This is a genomic window from Micromonospora sp. NPDC048871, from assembly GCF_043198155.1.
GTDB lineage: Bacteria > Actinomycetota > Actinomycetes > Mycobacteriales > Micromonosporaceae > Micromonospora.
Window position 1 is genome coordinate 29289 of sequence record NZ_JBICUM010000008.1, and the last position, 20559, is coordinate 49847.

General features: G+C 71.8%; 3 protein-coding genes. All 3 read left to right on the top strand.

Features of this window, described 5'->3' with window-relative positions:
• The first annotated feature begins 5 nt into the window (after window positions 1–5).
• Window positions 6–1817: an amino acid adenylation domain-containing protein gene (locus ACGFIK_RS18890; protein WP_393340402.1), complete on the top strand. Its 1812-nt coding sequence runs from the start codon at window positions 6–8 to the stop codon at window positions 1815–1817.
• 108 nt (window positions 1818–1925) lie between these two features.
• Window positions 1926–6767 carry a condensation domain-containing protein gene (locus ACGFIK_RS18895; RefSeq protein WP_393340404.1) on the top strand — a complete coding sequence of 1614 codons (4842 nt, stop codon included), beginning with the start codon at window positions 1926–1928 and terminating at the stop codon, window positions 6765–6767.
• Window positions 6768–6987: 220 nt separating this feature from the next.
• Window positions 6988–20535: a non-ribosomal peptide synthetase gene (locus ACGFIK_RS18900; RefSeq protein WP_327025678.1), complete on the top strand. Its 13548-nt coding sequence runs from the start codon at window positions 6988–6990 to the stop codon at window positions 20533–20535.
• Window positions 20536–20559: the final 24 nt, after the last annotated feature.

The window sequence follows — 20559 nt, forward strand, 5'->3', positions numbered from 1 at the left end:
CGACGATGACCAGTGCGCTGATCAACCACCGGGTGGCCGAACCCAGCGTCACGGCGGCACCGGACCTGCTCGATCGGCTGGCCGGGGTGCCGGCCGACCGGGTGGCCGTCGTCTGCGGCGACACCAGCCTCACCTTCGGGCAGCTACGGGAGCGGGTAGGCCTCGTCGCCGGCCGGTTGGCCGCCCGCGGGGTCGGTCCGGAGAGCGTCGTAGCCCTCTGCCTGCCCCGGGGGGTCGACCTGGTGGCGGCCCTGCTCGGCACCCTGACGGCGGGCGCGGCGTACCTGCCGGTCGACCCGCAACTGCCCGTCGACCGGCGCCGCTACCTCGTCGACGACGCCCGCGCCGACCTGCTGATCGTCGACGGGGACACCGAGCCCCTCACCGCGCAGACCCCGCAGGTGTCCCTGGCGGCGCTGACCACCGACGAGGACGCTCCGGCCGCCGGGTACACGCCCGTGCCGGTCGGCCCGGACACCCTGGCGTACGTCATCTACACCTCCGGCTCCACCGGCCGCCCCAAGGGCGTCGAGATCAGCCGGGGCGCGCTCGCGTCGTTGCTGGCCGAACTGGAGTCCACCGGGGTGGTACGCCCCGGTCCCGGCACGGTCGGCTGGAACGCCTCGCCCTCCTTCGACGCCTCCGTGCAGCAGTGGATCCGCCTGTGCCGGGGCGACACCGTGGTGGTGCTCGACGAGCAGACCCGCACCGACCCGGCCCTGCTGGGCGCCCTCGTCGAGCGGCATCCCCTCACCGACCTGGACATCACCCCCTCGCACCTGGAGACGCTGCTGGAACACCTGGCCGCCTCCCCCCGCGGGGCCGAGGGCCGGCCGCTGACCCTGATCGTGGGTGGCGAACCGATCAGCCCGACCCTGTGGGGTCGCCTCGGTGAGCTGGTCGACGCCGGGATCCTGCGCGCGGTCAACGCGTACGGGCCGACCGAGTGCACGGTCGACGCCACCGTCGGCCGGATCACCTCGGACCAGGCCCCGCACATCGGCACCGTCCTGCCCGGCCTGCGGCTGCGGGTGCTCGACGACACCCTGACCCCGGTCGCCCCCGGTGAGGCCGGGGAGCTCTACCTGGCCGGTTCGCGGGTCGGTCGCGGTTACCGTCGCCGCCCCGGCCTGACCGCCGAACGGTTCGTCGCCGACCTCGACTCCGATGACGGCACCCGGATGTACCGCACCGGGGACCGCTGCCGGCAACTGCCCGACGGCCGGCTGGAGTTCCTCGGCCGGGTCGACAGCCAGGTGAAGGTACGCGGCCACCGGATGGAACTGGGCGAGATCGAGTCGGTGCTGGGGGCCCACCCGGCGGTGGCCGAGACGGCAGTGCTGGTTCGCGAGGAGGACGGGCAACTGCTCGTCGCCTACTACCGGCAGTCCGCGCCGGTGGAGGCCGCGGCCCTGCGGGAGTGGACGGCGCGGAGCCTGCCCGGGTACATGGTGCCGGGGGCGTTCGTCAGCGTCGAGCACTTCCCGAGGACCAACAGCGGCAAGCTGGACCGCGCTGCCCTGCCGGCCCCCGCGCCGGGGGCCGCACCGCAGGTGCCCGCCGAGTCCGCCCCGACCGGCCGGGTGGAGGAACTCATCGCCCAGGTCTGGTCCCAGGTGCTGCGGCAGCCCTCGATCAGCGCCGAGGACAACTTCTTCAAGCTCGGCGGCCACTCCCTGCTGGCGATCAAACTGGTCGCCCAGGTCCGCGCGGAGCTGGGCCTGGCCCTGCCCATCCGGGCGGTCTACGAGAACCCGCGACTGCGGGACCTGGCCCGGGCCATCGAAGCCCGGCTGGAGCCGTCGGCCTCGGCCTGACCGGCACGTACCACCGGCGTGCGAGCTGACCTAGGGCAGCTCGCACGCCGATCCCCATCCGGACCCTGACTTTCGTGAGTACCACGGCTGCGCGGCGGTAGTCGGGTCGTGGCCGAGCAGGAGGAGTTCCCCGTGATTCCGATGTCGTACGCGCAACGCCGGTTGTGGTTCCTGAACCGGTTGGAAGGCCCCTCGTCGACCTACAACGCGCCGGTCGTGCTGGCCCTGTCCGGGGTACCGGACCCCGAGGTGCTGGCGGCGGCGCTCACCGATGTGGTCGACCGGCACGAGGCGCTGCGTACCGTCTTCGCGCTGGCCGACGGCGAGCCGGTGCAGCGGGTCCTGCCCACGGCCACGGTCGCGGTCCCGGTCCGGCGGTGCCCGCCGGAAGAGGTCGACGCGGAGGTCAGGCGCTTCTGCACCAGCACCTTCGACCTGGCCGCCGAACAGTCCCCGCTGCGGGTCCGGCTGTTCGTCGGCGGGCCCGAGGAGTCCGTGCTGGTGCTGCTGCTGCACCACATCGCCACCGACGGGGCCTCGATCGCCCCGCTGCTGCGGGACCTGGCCACCGCGTACCGGGCCCGGCTGGGCGGTGCCGCCCCGGACTGGGAGCCCCTGCCGGTGCAGTACGCCGACTACACCCTCTGGCAGCGGGAACTGCTGGGGGAGGTGGAGGACCCGGACAGCGAACTGTCCAGGTCACTGGCCTGGTGGCGGGAGAACCTGGCCGGTTCCCCCTCGGCGCTGCCCCTGCCCTTCGACCGGCCCCGCGCGACCGGGGCCTCCGGGCGCGGCGGCACGGTCACCGGCCTGCTCGACGCCGACACCCACCGCCGCCTGGTGGACCTCTCCCGGGCCCAGCGGGCCAGCACCTTCATGACCATGCAGGCCGCCCTGGCCGCCGCCCTGACCCGCATCGGGGCCGGCACCGACGTGCCGATCGGTGCCCCGGTGGCCGGCCGCTCCGACGAGGCCCTGCACGATCTCGTCGGCTTCTTCGCCAACTCGGTCGTGCTGCGCACCGACGTCTCCGGTGACCCGACCTTCCTCGACCTGCTGGCCCGGGTACGCGACACGGACCTGGCCGGGTACGCCCACGAGGAGGTGCCGTTCGACCTGGTGGTGGAGCAGCTCAACCCGGTCCGGGCGCCGGGACAGCACCCGTTCTTCCAGGTGATGCTGACCGTCGGTACGCACACCCCGACCGAGCTGCGCCTGGGTGACCTGCCTGCCCGGACCCTCCCGGTCGACCTGGGGGTGGCCAAGTTCGACCTGACGGTCTACTGCACGGAGTTGCGTGACTCCGACGGCACACCGACCGGTGTGCAGGTGGAGTTCCAGTACCCGGTGGACCTGTTCGACCGGGCCACGGTGGAGTCGATGCTCGCGGTCTACCTGCGGCTGCTGCGGGCCGTGGCCCTCGCCCCGAGCAGCACCGTCGGTGCCCTCGACGTCGTCACCGACACCGAACGCGCCGGGTTCGCCGAGCGGATCGCCCGGGCCGAGACCACAGGGGTACGCCGGCCGGACCTGCCGGACGACGGGCCGGTCAGCCTGCGGGAGGAGATCCTCTGCGGCCTGTTCGCCGCCGCACTGGGGGTGGAGCGCATCGGGCGCAACGACAGCTTCTTCCGCCGGGGCGGGCACTCCCTGCTCGCCATCAAACTGGTCAACCGGGTCCGGGCGGTGCTGGGGGTGGAGGTCGGGCTGCGGGACTTCTTCCTGGACCCCACGGTGGCCGGGCTGGACCGCCGGATCGGGACCCTGGCCGGGGCCGGGGCGCGCCCCCCGCTGACCCCTGCGGTCCGGCCGGACCTGCTGCCGCTGTCGTACGCGCAACGCCGGTTGTGGTTCCTCGACGAGATGGGCGGGGCCAGCCGGATGTACAACATCCCGGTGGTGCTGCGCCTGCACCGGCCGCTGCAACCGTCAGCGCTGGCCGAGGCGGTCCGCGACGTGGCGGATCGGCACGAGGTGCTGCGGACCGTGTACGCGGTCATCGACGGTGAGCCCTGCCAGGTGGTGCTGGACCGGGCCGAACCCGAGGTGACCGTGCTGGACGTGCCGGCCGCCGACCTGCCGGGGGTGATCGACGGGGTGACCGGGCACGTCTTCGACCTCGGTACCCAGATCCCGCTGCGGGTGTGGCTGCTGCGCTGTGACGACGGCGGTCAACTGCTGGTGGTCCTGGTGCACCACATCGCCGGTGACGGCTGGTCGACCGGGCCGTTGCTGCGGGACCTCGCCGTGGCCTACGAGGCGCGGCTGGCCGGTACCGCACCGGGCTGGACGCCGCTGCCGGTGCAGTACGCCGACTACACGCTCTGGCAGCGTGATCTGCTCGGCGGTGCCGGAAATCCGGACAGCGCGCTGGCCCGGCAGCTCGACTTCTGGTGCACCACGCTCGCCGGTGCACCGCAGGTCCTCGACCTGCCCGCCGACCGGCCCCGACCGGCCCAGGCGAGCCACCGCGGTGATGTGGTGCCGTTCGGAATGGACGGGGATCTGCACCGTGCGGTGCTGCGTACGGCGCGCGACAGTGGCACGACCGTGTTCATGGTGTTGCAGGCCGCGTTCGCCGCCCTGCTGTCCCGGATGGGCTCCGGCACCGACATCCCCATCGGCACCGTCGTCGCCGGACGCACCGACGAAGCCCTCGACAACCTCGTCGGCTTCTTCGTCAACACCCTCGTCCTGCGTACTGACGTCGCCGGCAACCCCACCTTCGCCGAGCTGCTCGCCCGGGTCCGCGACACCGACCTCGCCGCCTACGACAACCAGGACCTCCCCTTCGAACGCCTCGTCGAGGAACTCAACCCGAACCGGTCCACCGCACACCACCCGCTGGTCCAGGTCACCCTGGTCCTGCAGAACACCGGCAGCGCGCAGAACGGTGCGGCCGGGCCGAGCGCGCTGGCCGGCACGGAGGTCCCGTTCGCCACCGGCACCGCTAAGTTCGACCTCACCCTGGGAATACGGGAGGAGTTCGACGGGGGTGCGCCCAAGGGCCTCAAGGGTGCGCTGGAGTACGCCGCCGACCTGTTCGACCCGGCCACGGCGCAGTTGCTGGCCGACCGTTTCGTCCAGCTGCTACGTGCGGTGACGGCGGACCCCGGCGCCCGGATCGACGACCTCGACGTCCTCACCCCCGCCGAGCGCCGGCGCTACGGCTCCGCGGCCGACCACGGCTGCCGGGCCGAGTCGGTCGGGCTCGCCGACCTGGTCGCGAGGCACGCCGCCGACAACCCGCAGGCCCTCGCGGTGGTGTCCGGGTCCGACCGGATCCGGTACGCCGAACTGGACGCCGACGCCGACCGGCTCGCCGCGCACCTGGCCGCGCGCGGCGTACGTCGGGGGGACACCGTCGGTGTGCTCCTGGAGGCGGGTCCGACGTTGGCGGTGGCCGTTCTCGCCGCGCTGCGGGCCGGGGCGACGTACCTGCCGCTCGACCCGGCGGCACCCGATGACAGGCTGGCCGCCCACATCCGTACGGTCGTGCTCGCCGCGGTGGTGACCACGTCGGACCAGGCCACCCGGCTGGCCGGGCTGCGGGTCGGCCGTACGGTGCTGACCGACGTGGATGGTTGGCGTGAGCGGTCGGCCGCCCCACCGCCCGGGCCACGCGACCCCGGCGATGGGGCTGTCGTACTGGTGGTCGATGACGCGGACGGGCCGCGTGCGGTGCGGTACCCGCATCGGGCCCTGGTCGGCGCGGCACGACGGGTCGGCCTCGACACCGACGCCGCTCAGGTCTGGCTGGGGTGGGCCGCGCCGGCCGGTGGCGAGTTCCTGATGCCGCTGTGGTCCGCGTTGAGCACCGGAGCCACCTGCATGCTGCCGACACCGGCCCCGCCGTCCGCCGCCCGGCTGGCGCGGCTGGTCGCCGAGCAGGGCGTCACCAGCCTCACGGTCACCGCGGAGCTGTTCGCGCTGCTCGTCGAGGAACACCCGCAGGTGCTGGCCCGGCTACGGCAGATCCTCGTCACCGGTCGTACGGCGGCGGCCCACCTGGCCCTGGCCCGAGATCGTCATCCCACGCTGCGCCTGGTGCACGGGTACGGCGGCGTCGAGGGCGGATGGTGGGCGCTGGGCCGGGTGGTCGACACACCCCCGGCCGTCCCGGATGTGCCGGTGGCTCAGGACGGGCTGCGCTGTCACGTCCTCGACGATCGACTGCGGCCGGTGCCCGCCGGGGTCCGGGGCGAGCTGTTCCTGTGCGGTCCCGGACTCACCGACGGTTACCCGGACCGACCCGGTGCCACCGCCGCCCGCTTCGTCGCCGATGCGGGTGGTGGCCGGATGTTCGCCACCGGCACCTCGGCGAGTTGGTCCGCCGAGGGTGGTCTGCGGGTGCACGGGCCGGTCGCCGCGCCGACCTGCAACGGGGTGCCGGTCGACCCGGAGCGGGTGAGTGCGGCGTTGATCAGTCATCCGTCGGTGCGCTGGGCGGTGGTGTCCGTCCGGGCAGCCGCCGAGGGTGGCGAGCAGTTGGTGGCGTACGTCGTGCCGACGACGTCGTCGGTCGATGTCGCGCAGGTGCGGCGGCATGTCGCGCAGCTTCTGCCGGAGCACCTGGTGCCCGCGCGGGTCGTGGTGTTGACGACGGTTCCGCTCACCGGAGACGGTCGGCTCGATCAGCGTGCGCTGCCCGACCCGGAGGACACCGGTGCCGGGAAGGCCGCCCGGGATCCGCGCGAGGAGGTGCTGCGGGACATCTTCTCGGAGTTGCTCGGTGGGCGCCCGGTCGGTCTCGACGACAACTTCTTCCGCATCGGCGGGCACTCGCTGCTGGCGGTGCGACTGGTCAACCGGATTCGGTCGACCTTGTCGGTCGAGGTGACGATCCGGGACGTGTTCCAGGCGCCGACCGTGGCGGCGCTCGTGGAACGGCTGACGGCCACCGTGACGCCGGCCCGGCCGACCCTGCGCCGTCGGGCCGGCGTGCGGTAGACCTGCTCCGGCGGCGGGAGCATCCTGCCGCGCCGACTGCCGCTGCCCCGGTGGTGTGCTGACTAGCCTGATGTCAGCGCACCGCCGGGGCTTTTCCCTTCCGGCGGGCCCTCTCCGCCGGCAGTCGACGGCCGGACGCGGCACCAGTTCCGTCCACTTTGGAGTTAGACACGCGACCGTCCGGGGCTCACCCCGTCCGCATACCGCAGGAGGAAGTGCAATGCCATCGATCGACTACGCGGAACCGGTTGTCCAGGCCGGGCCGGGCCGCGACGACCGCCGGGCGAGCACGGTCCTCAACGGCGGGCCGCTCACCGGGCCGGTCGTCGGCGTGTCGCAGGCGTTCGCCCAGCGGGTCGCCGCCGACCCGGACCGCCCGGCCCTGGTCGCCGGGGCGACCCGCCTCAGCTACGCGGAGTTGGACGCGGCCGTCGCACTGCGCGCCGAACTGTTGCACGCCGAGGGTGCCGGACCTGGCCGACTGGTGACCGTCTGCCGGGCCCGCAGTGTGGAGGCGATCGTCTCGGTCCTGGCCGTGTTGCGTACCGGGGCCGCGTACCTGCCGCTGGATCCGGCCGCGCCGGCCGCCCGCAACGAGGCGATCCTCGCCGACGCCTGCGCGGGGGCGCCGCCGGCCCTGGCCCAGGTGATCGCGCAGGGCGAGGTGGTGCTCAGCGGGGCAGGCGTGCCAGTCGGTACGGCCTACGTCATCTACACCTCCGGTTCCACCGGAACGCCCAACGGCGTCCTCGTCGGACAGGCCGCCCTGGCACACTTCGTCGCCGCAGCGACCTGCCGGTACGGTGTCACCGCCGACGACCGGATGCTCCAGTTCGCCCCCCTGCACTTCGACGCCAGCGTCGAGGAGATCTTCCTGACCCTCACCGCCGGCGGCACACTCGTGCTGCGCGACGACGACATGCTCGACGTACCGGCGCTGCTGGCCGGTTGTGTCCGCCACGGAATCACCGTTCTGGACCTGCCGACGGCGTACTGGCACGAGCTGGCGTACGCGCTCGCCACCGGGGTCGCCGAGCTGCCGCCGGCCATCCAGACCGTGATCATCGGTGGTGAGGCGGCGCTACCCGAGCGGGTGGCCCGCTGGCGGCAGGCCGTCGGCGACCGGGTACGGCTGCTCAACACGTACGGGCCGACCGAGGCGACCGTGGTGGCGACGGTGGCCGACCTGTCCGGGCACGACGACGCCGACGAGGTACCGATCGGGCTGCCCCTGCCCGGGGTGCGGGCGGCCGTCGTCGACGGTGAGCTGTGGCTGCTCGGCGGCGCGCTCGCTGACGGTTATCTGGGTCGTCCGGAATTGACCGCTGACCGGTTCACCACCCTCGGCGGGCAGCCCGCCTACCGCACGGGTGACCGGGTCCGGGTCCGGGAGGACGGTCAACTGGACTACCTGGGCCGGCTGGACGACGAAGTCAAGATCAACGGGCACCGGATCGATCCGGCGGCCGTCGAGTCGGTCCTGCTCGGCCTCGACGGGGTACGCGAATGCGCCGTCGTCGCCCAGGACCTCGGCAACGGCATGAAGCGCCTGGTGGCGTACGTGGCCGGCACGGTCAGCGCAGACGAGGTCCGCGGCTATCTCGCGCAGCGGCTGCCCGCCGCGGCGGTGCCCGGCGTGGTCCGGCTCGTGGGTGCCCTGCCCCGCAGCAGCACCGGCAAGATCGACCGGGGCACGCTGCGGGCCACCCCGGCGTCCGGGCCGGGTGGCCCCACCGCCGCCGAGCCGTACGCCGGCTCGGGGTCGGCCGAGTACCGGCCCGAGCCGGGCGAGGAACTCATCCCGCTGTCCTACTCCCAGCACCGGCTGTGGTTCCTCCACGCCATGGAGGGCCCGACGGCGACGTACAACATGCCGCTGGTGATCGAACTGGACGGGGTGCCGGACCAGCAGGCGCTGGCAGCTGCGCTGACCGACCTGGCGACCCGGCACGAGGTGCTGCGCACCGTGTACCCCTCGGTCGACGGCACGCCCGTCCAGCGGATCCTCGACGACCCCGGCTCCCGGCTGCTGGTCGTGCAGGACTGCCATGGCGACGACGTCGACACCCGGGTGGCCGAGTTCATCGACGGTACCTTCGACATCGCGACGCAGCCGCCACTGCGGTCCCTGCTGCTCGTCGACACGCCGCAGCGCTCGGTGCTGGTGGTGCTGGTGCACCACATCGCCACCGACGGCTGGTCACTGGCCCCGATGCTGCGCGACCTGGAGATCGCCTACCGGGCCCGCCTGGCCGGAACGGAACCAGACTTCGAGCCGCTGCCCGTCCAGTACGCCGACTACGCCCTCTGGCAGCGGGAACTGCTCGGCGACGCCGACCAGCCGGAGAGCCTGATGGCCCGCCACCTGTCCTGGTGGCGCGAAACCCTCGCCGATCTGCCGGCCGTGCTCGACCTGCCACTGGACCGGCCCCGCCCGGTCGAATTCGGCCACCGGGGCGCCTCGCTGTGCGCGGTCCTCGACGCCGACACCCACCAGCGCCTGCGCAACCTCGGCGACACCCACCAGGCCAGCGCGTTCATGCTCCTCCACGCCGCGCTCGCGGCCACCCTCACCCGGCTCGGCGTCGGCCCTGACGTGCCGGTCGGTACCCCCGTCGCCGGACGCGGCGACGAGGCGCTGCACGACCTCATCGGCTTCTTCGTCAACACCGCCGTGCTGCGCACCGACCTCTCCGACGACCCCAGCTTCGCCGACCTGGTCGTCCGGGTACGCGACAACAATCTCGCCGCGTACGCGCACGCCGAGGTCCCGTTCGACCTGCTGGTGGAGCGACTCAACCCGGTCCGGTCGCTGGCGCACCATCCGTTCTTCCAGGTGATGCTGACCGTCAACACGTCCACCCCGGACCAGCTGCGGATCTTCGACCTCGACGGCCGGATCGCCCCGGCCGGCCTCGACACCGCCAAGTTCGACCTCAGCTTCTCCTGCATCGCCACCGCCGACGACGCCGAGGTCGAGATCTGGCTCCAGTACGACGTGGACCTGTTCGACGCCGACACCGCGGCCCTGATGCTGGAGACGTACCTGCGGCTGCTGCGGGCCGCCGCCACCGACCCGAGCACGCCGGTCAGCGCCCTCGACGTGCTCACCGACGCCGAGCAGGCGGGCCTGGACGAGCGGCGCCGCGCCGCCCGTACCCGCCCGGTCGCGGTCCCCGCATTCGTCGGCGGGCACGACGGCTCTCCCCGTACCGCTGTCCTGTGTGACCTGTTCGCCGAGGTGTTGAGCCTGCCCACGGTGGCCCCGGGCGACGACTTCTTCGCCCTCGGTGGGCACTCCATGCTCGCGATCCGGCTGGTCAACCGGATCCGGTCGGTACTCGATGTCGAGGTCGGCATCCGCGACATCTTCCTCGCCCCCTCCCCTGCCGCGCTGGGTCACCGGATCGGGGAGCTGACCGTTCGGGACCGGCTCGCGCTGGTGGCCGCGGCGTTGACCGAGCGGGTGCCGTTGTCGTACGCGCAGCACCGGCTGTGGTTCATCAACGAGCTCAACGGCCCGAGCGCCATCTACAACATCCCCGTCGCGATACAACTCGACAACGACCTCGACGCGGAGGTCCTGGCCGCCGCCCTGGCCGATGTCATCCACCGCCAGGAGGCGCTGCGTACCGTCTTCCGCACCGTCGACGGCGAGCCCTACCAGGTCGTCCTCGACAACCCCGCTTCAGGGCTGACCGTCCTCGACCTCACCGCCGACGAGGTACCCGCAGCTGTCGAAGCCGCCGTCGGACATGTCTTCGACCTGAGTGCCGACCCGATGCTGAAGACCTGGCTGCTGCGCCCCGCCGACGCCGCCCAGGTGTTGGTCGTGGTCCTGCACCACATCGCCGGGGACGGCTCCTCCATGGCCCCCCTGCTGCGTGACATCACCACCGCCTACCAGGCCCGCCTGGCAGGCCACACACCCGACTGGACCCCACTGCCGGTCAGCTACACCGACTACACCCTCTGGCAACGCGACCTCCTCGGCGACGCCGAGGACCCCGACAGCCTGCTGAACCGGCAGTTGACCTTCTGGCGGGAGACGTTGACCGGGGCCCCCCAGGTCATCGACCTGCCCGCCGACCGGCCCCGACCGGCCCAGGCGAGCCACCGCGGGGGTGCGGTGCCGTTCCGGCTCGACGCGGACATGCACCGGGCGGTGCTGCGACTCGTCAATGACAGTGGCACGACCATCTTCATGGTGATGCAGGCCGCGTTCGCCGCCCTGCTGTCCCGGATGGGCTCCGGCACCGACATCCCCATCGGCACCGTCGTCGCCGGACGCACCGACGAAGCCCTCGACAACCTCGTCGGCTTCTTCGTCAACACCCTCGTCCTACGCACCAACCTCACCGGCAACCCCACCTTCACCGAACTCCTCACCCGCGTCCGCGACACCGACCTCGCCGCCTACGACAACCAGGACCTCCCCTTCGAACGCCTCGTCGAAGAACTCAACCCCACCCGCACCACCGCACACCACCCCCTGTTCCAGATCATGCTGATGGTCGGCAACACCGCCCAGCCCGATCCCGACGGATCGCCCTTCACCGGTACGGAGATCCCCTTCGACATCGGCACCGTCAAGTTCGATCTGACCCTCTCCATCCGCGAGGGGGTGGACACCAGCGGTGCCCCCGCCGGACTGAACGGCTCCCTCGAGTACGCCACCGACCTGTTCGACGAGCACACCGCCGCGATGCTGGCCGACCGGTTCGCCCGGCTACTGACCGCCGCCGTGGCCGACCCGCGCCAGCGCGTCAGCGAGTTCGACCTGCTCAGCGACGAGGAGCGTGACCAGATCCTCGTCGCCTACAACGACACCACCGTCCCGCCCGCCCGGGGCTGCGTCCACGAAGCCTTCCAGGAGCAGGCCCGGCGCACCCCCGACCACACCGCCATCACCTTCGGCGAACAACAACTCACCTACGCCGAAGTGAACCGACGCGCCAACAGGCTGGCCCACCGACTCGTCGCGGCCGGCGTCACACCACAATCCACCGTCGGCGTCCTCATGCACCGCGGCGCCGACCTCATCATCGCCAGCCTCGCCGTACTCAAGTGCGGAGCCGCCTACGTACCGGTCGGCACCACCCTGCCACCGGCCCGCGTCCGCACCATCATGACCGACGCGAACGCCCCCGTACTCCTGGTCGACAGTCACGCCACCACCAACCCCGCACTAGCCGAAGAACACGCCCACGGCACCGTCATCGTCCCCTTCGACAACCCGACCGATGATCAGACCGGCAGTCGCGATGACGACCTGAACCTGCCCCTGGACGACCGCTCCCTGATGTACGTCATGTTCACCTCCGGCTCCACCGGCCGACCCAAGGGCGTGGGCGTCACCCACCACAACGTCCGCGAACTCGTCAACGACCGCTGCTGGAACGCCGCACACCACCGACGGATGCTGGTGCACTCCAACTACGGCTTCGACTCCTCCACCTACGAGATGTGGGTGCCGCTGCTGCTCGGCGGGGAACTCGTCATCGCCCCCGGGGAAGGCGCCGACCTGGCGGAGATCGCCCGCACCATCACCCGGTACGACGTCACCGCCGCCTACTTCACCATGGGTCTGTTCCACATCATGGCCGACGAGGGGCTGGACACCCTGGCCCGGCTGAAGGAGGTCTGGACCGGAGGTGACGTGGCCTCCCCCGCCGCCGTCGCCCGGGTGCTGGCACACTGCCCGGACACGGTGCTGGTGCACAGCTACGGCCCGACCGAGGTCACCTTCGCCTCCCACCAGCAGCGGTTCGACACCGACCGGGGCGAGTTCGGCGGGGTGCACCTGGGCCGGCCGCTGGACAACAACCGCACGTACGTGCTCGACGAGCGGCTACGCCCGGTGCCCCTGGGCGGCACCGGTGAGCTGTACCTGGCCGGCGAGCAGGTCGCCCGCGGCTACCTCGGCCGGCCGGGACTGACCGCCGAACGCTTCGTCGCCGACCCGTTCGACCCGACCGGCGGCCGGATGTACCGCACCGGTGACCTCGTCGCCTGGAGCGGCCGGGGTGAGCTGCGCTTCATCGGCCGCGCCGATGGGCAGGTCAAACTTCGCGGCTTCCGCATCGAACTCGCCGAGATCGAGGCCACCATCACCGCGGACCCGGCCATCGGTCAGGTCGCCGTGATCGTCCGCGAGGACCGGCCCGGCGACAAGCGGCTCGTCGCGTACATCGCGCCCGCTCACGGGGCAGCCGCCCGGCCCGACGCCGACTGGGAGGCGGCCGTGCGGCAACGAACCGCGCGGACCCTGCCCGACTACATGGTCCCCTCGGCGGTGGTGGTCCTCGATCAGCTACCGGTCACCGTCAACGGCAAACTCGACCGCCGCGCCCTGCCCGCCCCCCAGCAGCAGCAGCGCGTCGGACGCGCCGCCCGCACCCCGAACGAAGAGCTCATGTGCGACCTGTTCGCCGAGGTCCTCGGAGTTCCCACGGTCGGCATCGACGACGGCTTCTTCACTCTCGGCGGGCACTCACTGCTCGCCACCAAACTGGTGAACCGGATCCGGGCGGTCTTCGCGGCGGAGATCGGGGTCCGGGACGTCTTCGGAACGCCGACCCCGCTGGGACTTCTCGACCGGATCCGTGAGCTGGCGGGTACGCCCGTGCGGCCTGCGCTGGTGGCATTCGCACCGGATGGCCCGGTGCCGTTGTCCTACGCGCAGCGCCGTCTCTGGTTCCTCGGTGAACTCGACGGCCCGAGTGCGATCTACAACATCCCGGTCGCCATCCGCCTGGAGCAGGCAATCGATCCGGAGGTCCTGGCGGCGGCCCTCGCCGACGTCGTCGAACGGCAGGAGGTGCTGCGCACCGTCTACCAGGTCACCGACGGCGAGCCCCACCAGGTGGTTCTCGACGGGGTACGCCCCGAGGTGACCGTGCGGGACCTGACCCCCGACGAGGTGTCGGCGGCGGTCGAGGCGGCGGCCGGGCACGTCTTCGACCTGGCCACGCAGATCCCCGTACGGGTCTGGCTGCTGCGCCCGGCCGGTGCGCCCCAGGTGTTGGTGGTGGTCCTGCATCACATCGCCGGTGACGGTATGTCGATGGCACCGCTGCTGCGGGACCTGTCGACGGCCTACGCAGCGCGGACCGTGGGACAGCAACCGCAGTGGGCTCCCCTGCCGGTACGGTACGTCGACTACACCCTCTGGCAGCGGGATCTGCTCGGCGCGGCCGACGATCCGGACAGCCTCCTGGCCCGGCAGCTCGACTTCTGGCGGCACACCCTGGCCGACGCACCGCAGGTGCTGGAGTTGCCCGCCGACCGGCCCCGCCCGGCGCGGGCCAGTCACCAGGGCGACGGCGTGCCGTTCACCGTGGACCCGGCCGCCCATGCCGCGCTGCGGCAGGTGGCCCGTGCCGCCGGCACGTCGATGTTCATGGTGATGCAGGCCGCCTTCGCGGTACTGCTGTCCCGGATGGGCTCCGGCACCGACATCCCCATCGGCACCGTGGTGGCGGGTCGGGACGACGAGGCCCTCGACGACCTGGTCGGCTTCTTCGTCAACACCCTCGTGCTGCGGACCGATGTCTCCGGTGACCCCACCTTCACCGAACTGCTGGCCCGGGTTCGGGAGACCGACCTGGCCGCATACGAGCACCAGGACATTCCCTTCGAGCGTCTCGTCGAGGAGCTCAACCCGGCCCGCACCACCGCACATCACCCGCTGTTCCAGGTGATGCTGATGGTCCGCAACGCCGTCGGGGCCGATGCCGAGGGATCCCCGTTCGCCGGCACCGAGGTCGGGTTCGAGGTGGGCACGGTCAAGTTCGACCTGACCCTCTCCGTCGCCGAACGGCAGGACCCCACCGGCGCTCCCGACGGGATGGACGGCCTCCTCGAGTACGCCTCCGACCTGTTCGACACCGAGACGGTCCACGACCTCTGCGCCACCTTCACCCGGCTGCTCGGCGCACTCGCCACCGAACCCGACGCCACCGTCGGACGGCACGACCTGCTCACCGCCGACCAGCGGCACACTCTGCTGAACACCTTCAACGACGCCGGGGTTTCCGCACCGGACCTGCGGGTCACCGAGGTGTTCGCCCACCAGGTCGCCGCCGGCCCGGACCGGATCGCGCTGATCGACGGCGACACCCGGATGACGTACGCCGAACTCGACCTCGCCGCCGACCGGCTCGCCCGGCATCTCGTGACGGTCGGCGTACGGCGCGGGGACATCGTCGGTGTGCTGCTGGAGCGTGGCCTGCCGATGGCCGTCGCCGTCCTCGCCACGCTGCGCGCCGGTGCCGCGTACGCCCTACTCGATCCGGAGTTTCCGGATGCCCGGCTGACCGCCCTGGCCGACGACGCCGCGCCAGCCGCGCTGGTCACCGCGAACGACCTGGCCGGTCGGCTCGGCACCGCGCGTCCCGCAGTCACCGTGCTGGTCGACGAGGCGGGCGCCGTCCCCGGTGCGCCACCGGCGGATGTGCCCGCCCTACCTGCCGGCGACCCCGGCGACCCGGCCTGCATCATGTTCACCTCCGGCTCCACCGGAACGCCCAAGGGGGCGCTCGCGTCCCACCGGGCTATCGTCGGAACCCTCACCGGGCAGGACTTCGTCGACTTCGGACCGGATCAGGTGTGGTTGCAGAGCGCGCCGGTCTCCTGGGACGCGTTCGCGCTGGACTTCTGGGGCCCGCTGCTGCACGGCGCCAGCTGCGTGCTGCACCCCGGCCAGCGGCCGGAGCCGGCCCGGATCGCCGAACTGGTCACCCGCCACGGGATCACCACCCTGTGGCTGTCGGCCGGGCTGTTCAACGTCATGCTCGACGAATACCCCGACACGCTCGCCGCCGTCGGGCAGGTGATGACCGGTGGTGAGGCGCCCTCGGTGGAGCACCTGGCCCGGGCCCGCCGCCTGCTGCCCCGACAGCGCCTGATCCACGCTTACGGGCCGGTGGAGAGCATGATCTTCACCAACTGCCACCAGGTCCAGGCACCGCCGGACCATGCGCCGGTCCCGGTCGGTGCGCCACTGGTCAACCGCGCCTGCTACATCCTTGACGATGAGCTGCGGCCGGTCCCGGTCGGGGTCACCGGCGAGATCTATGTCGCCGGTACCGGGCTGGCCGACGGGTACCTGCGCCAGACCGCGCTGACCGCCGAGCGCTTCGTCGCCAACCCGTTCGATCCGGCCGGCGCCCGGATGTACCGCACCGGCGACCTGGCCCGCTGGACCCGTGACGGCGCGGTGGCGATCGTCGGACGGGCCGACGACCAGGTCAAGATCCGAGGATTCCGAATCGAGCCCGGTGAGATCGCGGCGGTGCTCGCCCGACAGCCCGGCGTCGGCGGGGTGGCCGTCATCGTCCGTGAGGACCGGCCCGGCGACAAACGGCTCGTGGCGTACCTGACGCCCGCTGCGGAGGGGTCGGAGCTGGACGAGGCCGAGCTGCGCCGCGCCGCCGCCGAGACACTCCCCGCCCATCTGGTGCCGGCCGCCTTCGTGATGCTGGAGCGGCTGCCGCTGGCCGCCAACGGCAAACTCGACCGTCGCGCCCTGCCCGCACCGGAATACGGCCAAAGCACCGGACGGGCCCCCCGCACTCCCAACGAACACCTCATGTGCGACCTGTTCGCCGAGGCCCTGGGCGTCCCCGCAGTCGGCGTCGACGACGGCTTCTTCGACCTCGGCGGACACTCACTGCTCGCCACCAAACTGGTGAACCGGATCCGGGTGGTCTTCCGCACCGAGATCGGGGTGCGGGACGTGTTCGGAGCTCCGACCCCGGCCGGACTGCTGCACCGCATCCGGGAGCTGGCCGGCACGCCCGTACGGCCCGCGCTGGTGGCAACCGAGTCGACCGGTCCGGTGCCGCTGTCGTACGCCCAGCACCGGCTCTGGTTCATCAACGAACTCAACGGCCCCAGCGCTGTCTACAACATCCCCGTCGCCCTCCAACTGGACCACGACCTCGACGCGGACGTCCTGGCCGCCGCCCTGACCGACGTCCTGCACCGCCAGGACGCCTTGCGTACGGTGTTCCGCACCATCGACGGCGAACCCCACCAGGTCATCCTCGATGACCCCGGACCAGGACTGACCGTTGGGGACCTCACCCCCGACCAGCTACCCGCGGCCGTCGAGGCCGCTGTCGGACACGTCTTCGACCTCAGCACCGATCCGATGCTGAAGACCTGGCTCCTCCGACCCGCCGGCGCTGCCCAGGTGCTGGTCGTCGTCCTCCACCACATCGCCGGCGACGGCGCCTCCATGGCGCCCCTGCTGCGCGACCTCACCATCGCCTACCAGGCCCGCGCCGCCGGCCACGCACCCGACTGGACTCCGCTGCCGGTCAGCTACACCGACTACACCCGCTGGCAACGCGATCTCCTCGGCGACGCGAACGCCCCCGACAGCCTGCTCGCCGGGCAACTCGACTACTGGCGCACCACCCTCGCCGACGCGCCGCAGGTACTGGACCTCCCGGCCGACCGGCCGAGGCCGGCCCGTGCCAGCCACCGTGGCGACGCCGTCCGGTTCACCCTGGACGCGGCCGGCCATGCGGCGCTGCTGCGGGTGGCCCGCACCACCGGTACGTCGGTGTTCATGGTGTTGCAGGCCGCGTTCGCCGCCCTGCTGTCCCGGATGGGCTCCGGCACCGACATCCCCATCGGCACCGTCGTCGCCGGACGCACCGACGAAGCCCTCGACAACCTCGTCGGCTTCTTCGTCAACACCCTCGTCCTCCGCACCAACCTCACCGGCAACCCCACCTTCACCGAACTCCTCACCCGCGTCCGCGACACCGACCTCGCCGCCTACGACAACCAGGACCTCCCCTTCGAACGCCTCGTCGAAGAACTCAACCCCACCCGCACCACCGCACACCACCCCCTGTTCCAGATCATGCTGATGGTCAACAACACTGCTCCGACCGACACCACAGGTTCACCCTTCGCCGGCAGCGACGTCCCGTTGGCCATCGGTACCGTCAAGTTCGACCTGACCCTGTCCGTCGGTGAGCTGACCGACGCCACCGGCGCACCCGCCGGACTCGACGGCGCCCTCGAGTACGCCACCGACCTGTTCGACGAGCACACCGCCGCACTCCTCGCCGGACGACTCACCCGACTGCTGCACTCGGCCGTCGCCGACCCGCAACAGCGCGTCGGCGAACTGGACCTCCTCAGCGCCGAGGAACGCCACCAACTCCTCATCGCCTACAACGACACCACCGTCCCGCCCGCCCGAGGCTGCGTCCACGAAGCCTTCCAGGAGCAGGCCCGGCGCACCCCCGACCACATCGCCGTCACCTTCGGCGAGCAGCGGATCAGCTACGCCGAGCTGAACCGACGCGCCAACCTGCTGGCCCACCGTCTGATCGCGGCCGGCGTCACACCCCAGTCCACCGTCGGCGTCCTGATGCACCGGGGCGCGGACCTGATCGTGGCCAGCCTGGCGGTCCTCAAGTGCGGTGCGGCGTACGTGCCGGTCGGGACCACTCTCCCACCGGCCCGGGTACGCACGATCATGACGGACTCGGCGGCTCCGGTGCTGCTGGTCGACCGGCACGCCGAGACCAACCCGGCCCTGGACGCGGAGCGGAAGCACGGCACCGTGATCGTGCCCTTCGACGGTCCTACCGGTGGCCGCGACGACGACCCGGACCTGCCCCTGGACGATCGCTCCCTGATGTACGTCATGTTCACCTCCGGCTCCACCGGTCGACCCAAGGGCGTGGGTGTCACCCACCACAACGTCCGCGAACTCGTCAACGACCGCTGCTGGAACGCCGCACACCACCGGCGGATGCTGGTGCACTCCAACTACGGCTTCGACTCCTCCACCTACGAGATGTGGGTGCCGCTGCTGCTCGGCGGGGAACTCGTCATCGCCCCCGGGGAAGGCGCCGACCTGGCGGAACTAGCCGACACCATCACCCGGCACCAGATCACCGCCGCCTACTTCACCATGGGCCTGTTCCACATCATGGCCGACGAAGGACTCGACACCCTCGCCCGACTCGAAGAGGTCTGGACCGGCGGCGACACCGCCTCACCAGCCGCCATGCAACGAGTCCTCGACCACTGCCCCAACACGGTCGTCGTCCACAGCTACGGCCCCACCGAGGTCACCTTCGCCTCCCACCACCAGCGCTTCGACACCGACCGCAGCGAATTCCCCGGCATCCACCTGGGCCGTCCCCTCGACAACAACCGCACCTACGTCCTCGACGAACACCTCAACCCCGTACCCCCCGGCGCCACCGGCGAGCTCTATCTCGCCGGCGACCAGGTCGCCCGCGGCTACCTCGGACGGCCGGGGCTGACCGCCGAGCGCTTCGTCGCCGACCCGTACGACCCCGACGGCGCTCGCATGTACCGCACCGGCGACCTCGTCGCCTGGACCAGCCAGGGACGACTCCGCTTCATCGGTCGAGCCGACGGCCAGGTCAAGATCCGGGGCTTCCGCATCGAACCGGCCGAGATCGAAGCCACCATCGGCGAGAACCCCGGCATCGGGCAGGTCGCCGTCATCGTCCGCGAGGACCGGCCGGGCGACAAGCGACTCGTCGCCTACATCGTCCCCACCCAGGCGGCCTCGCCCCGCGACTGGGAGACGGCCGTACGTCAGCTCACCGCCCGCACCCTGCCCGACTTCATGGTGCCGAACGCGGTGGTGGTACTCGACCAACTCCCCGTCACCGCCAACGGCAAACTCGACCGCCGTGCCCTACCCGCCCCCCAGCAGGGACAGCGCAGCGGGCGAGCCCCCCGAACCCCCGACGAACACCTGATGTGCGGCCTGTTCGCCGAAGCCCTCGACGTCGCAGCGGTCAGCGTCGACGACAACTTCTTCGAACTCGGCGGGCACTCCCTGCTCGCCACCAAGCTGGTCAGCCGGATCCGCGACACCTTGGGTCTCGACATCCGGGTCCGCGACCTGTTCGACCGGCCGACCGTCGCCGGGCTGCTCGACGGGACGCGGCGCGGGGAGGCCTCCGAGGTCCTGGTGCCGCTGCAACCGTCCGGCGGACGCCGCCCGCTGTTCTGTGTCCACCCCGGCGCCGGCATGAGCTGGTCGTACGCCGGACTCGCCCGGCACCTCGGCCCGGATCAGCCGATCTACGGCCTGCAGACCCGGGCGCTGAGCCTGCCCGGTTACCGGGCCGCAGGAGTACCCGAGTTGGCCGAGGAGTACCTGGCGGAGATTCGTCGGGTGCAACCGCACGGCCCGTACCGGCTGCTCGGCTGGTCCTTCGGCGGGGTCGTCGCGCACGCGATGGCCACTGCGCTGCAACAGACCGGCGAAGAGGTCGAGCTGCTGGCCATGATGGACGCCTACCCGGTGTCCGTCGAGGAGGCGGCCCGGCCGCGCACCGAGCGCGAGACCATGCTGATGCTGCTCGGCGACGACGACGGAGAGACCGGTGAGCTGCCGGACGGGTTCCTCGACCGGTACGACCCGGCGGCGGTGGTCGAGGTCCTGCGCCGTCGCGACCCGGTGCTCGCCGGTTTCACCCCCGGCGAGGTCCACGCCCTGGTCCGGGCCGCCGTCAACCACTCCGACATCATGGCCGCGTACCGGCCCGGGGTGGTCGCCGGTGACCTGTTGTTCTTCTCCGCCAGCCGGGCCGGCGTGGCCGACGGTCCGGCCCCGAAGCTGTGGGAGCCGCACATCAGCGGCGCCGTCGAATGGCACGACATAGCCACCACTCATCTTCGGATGACCGAACGGGAACCACTCGCGGAAATCGGCGGGACGCTCGCCGCGAAACTTGCCGAAATGGCATGAGACACAAAATCCGGAACATCGAGA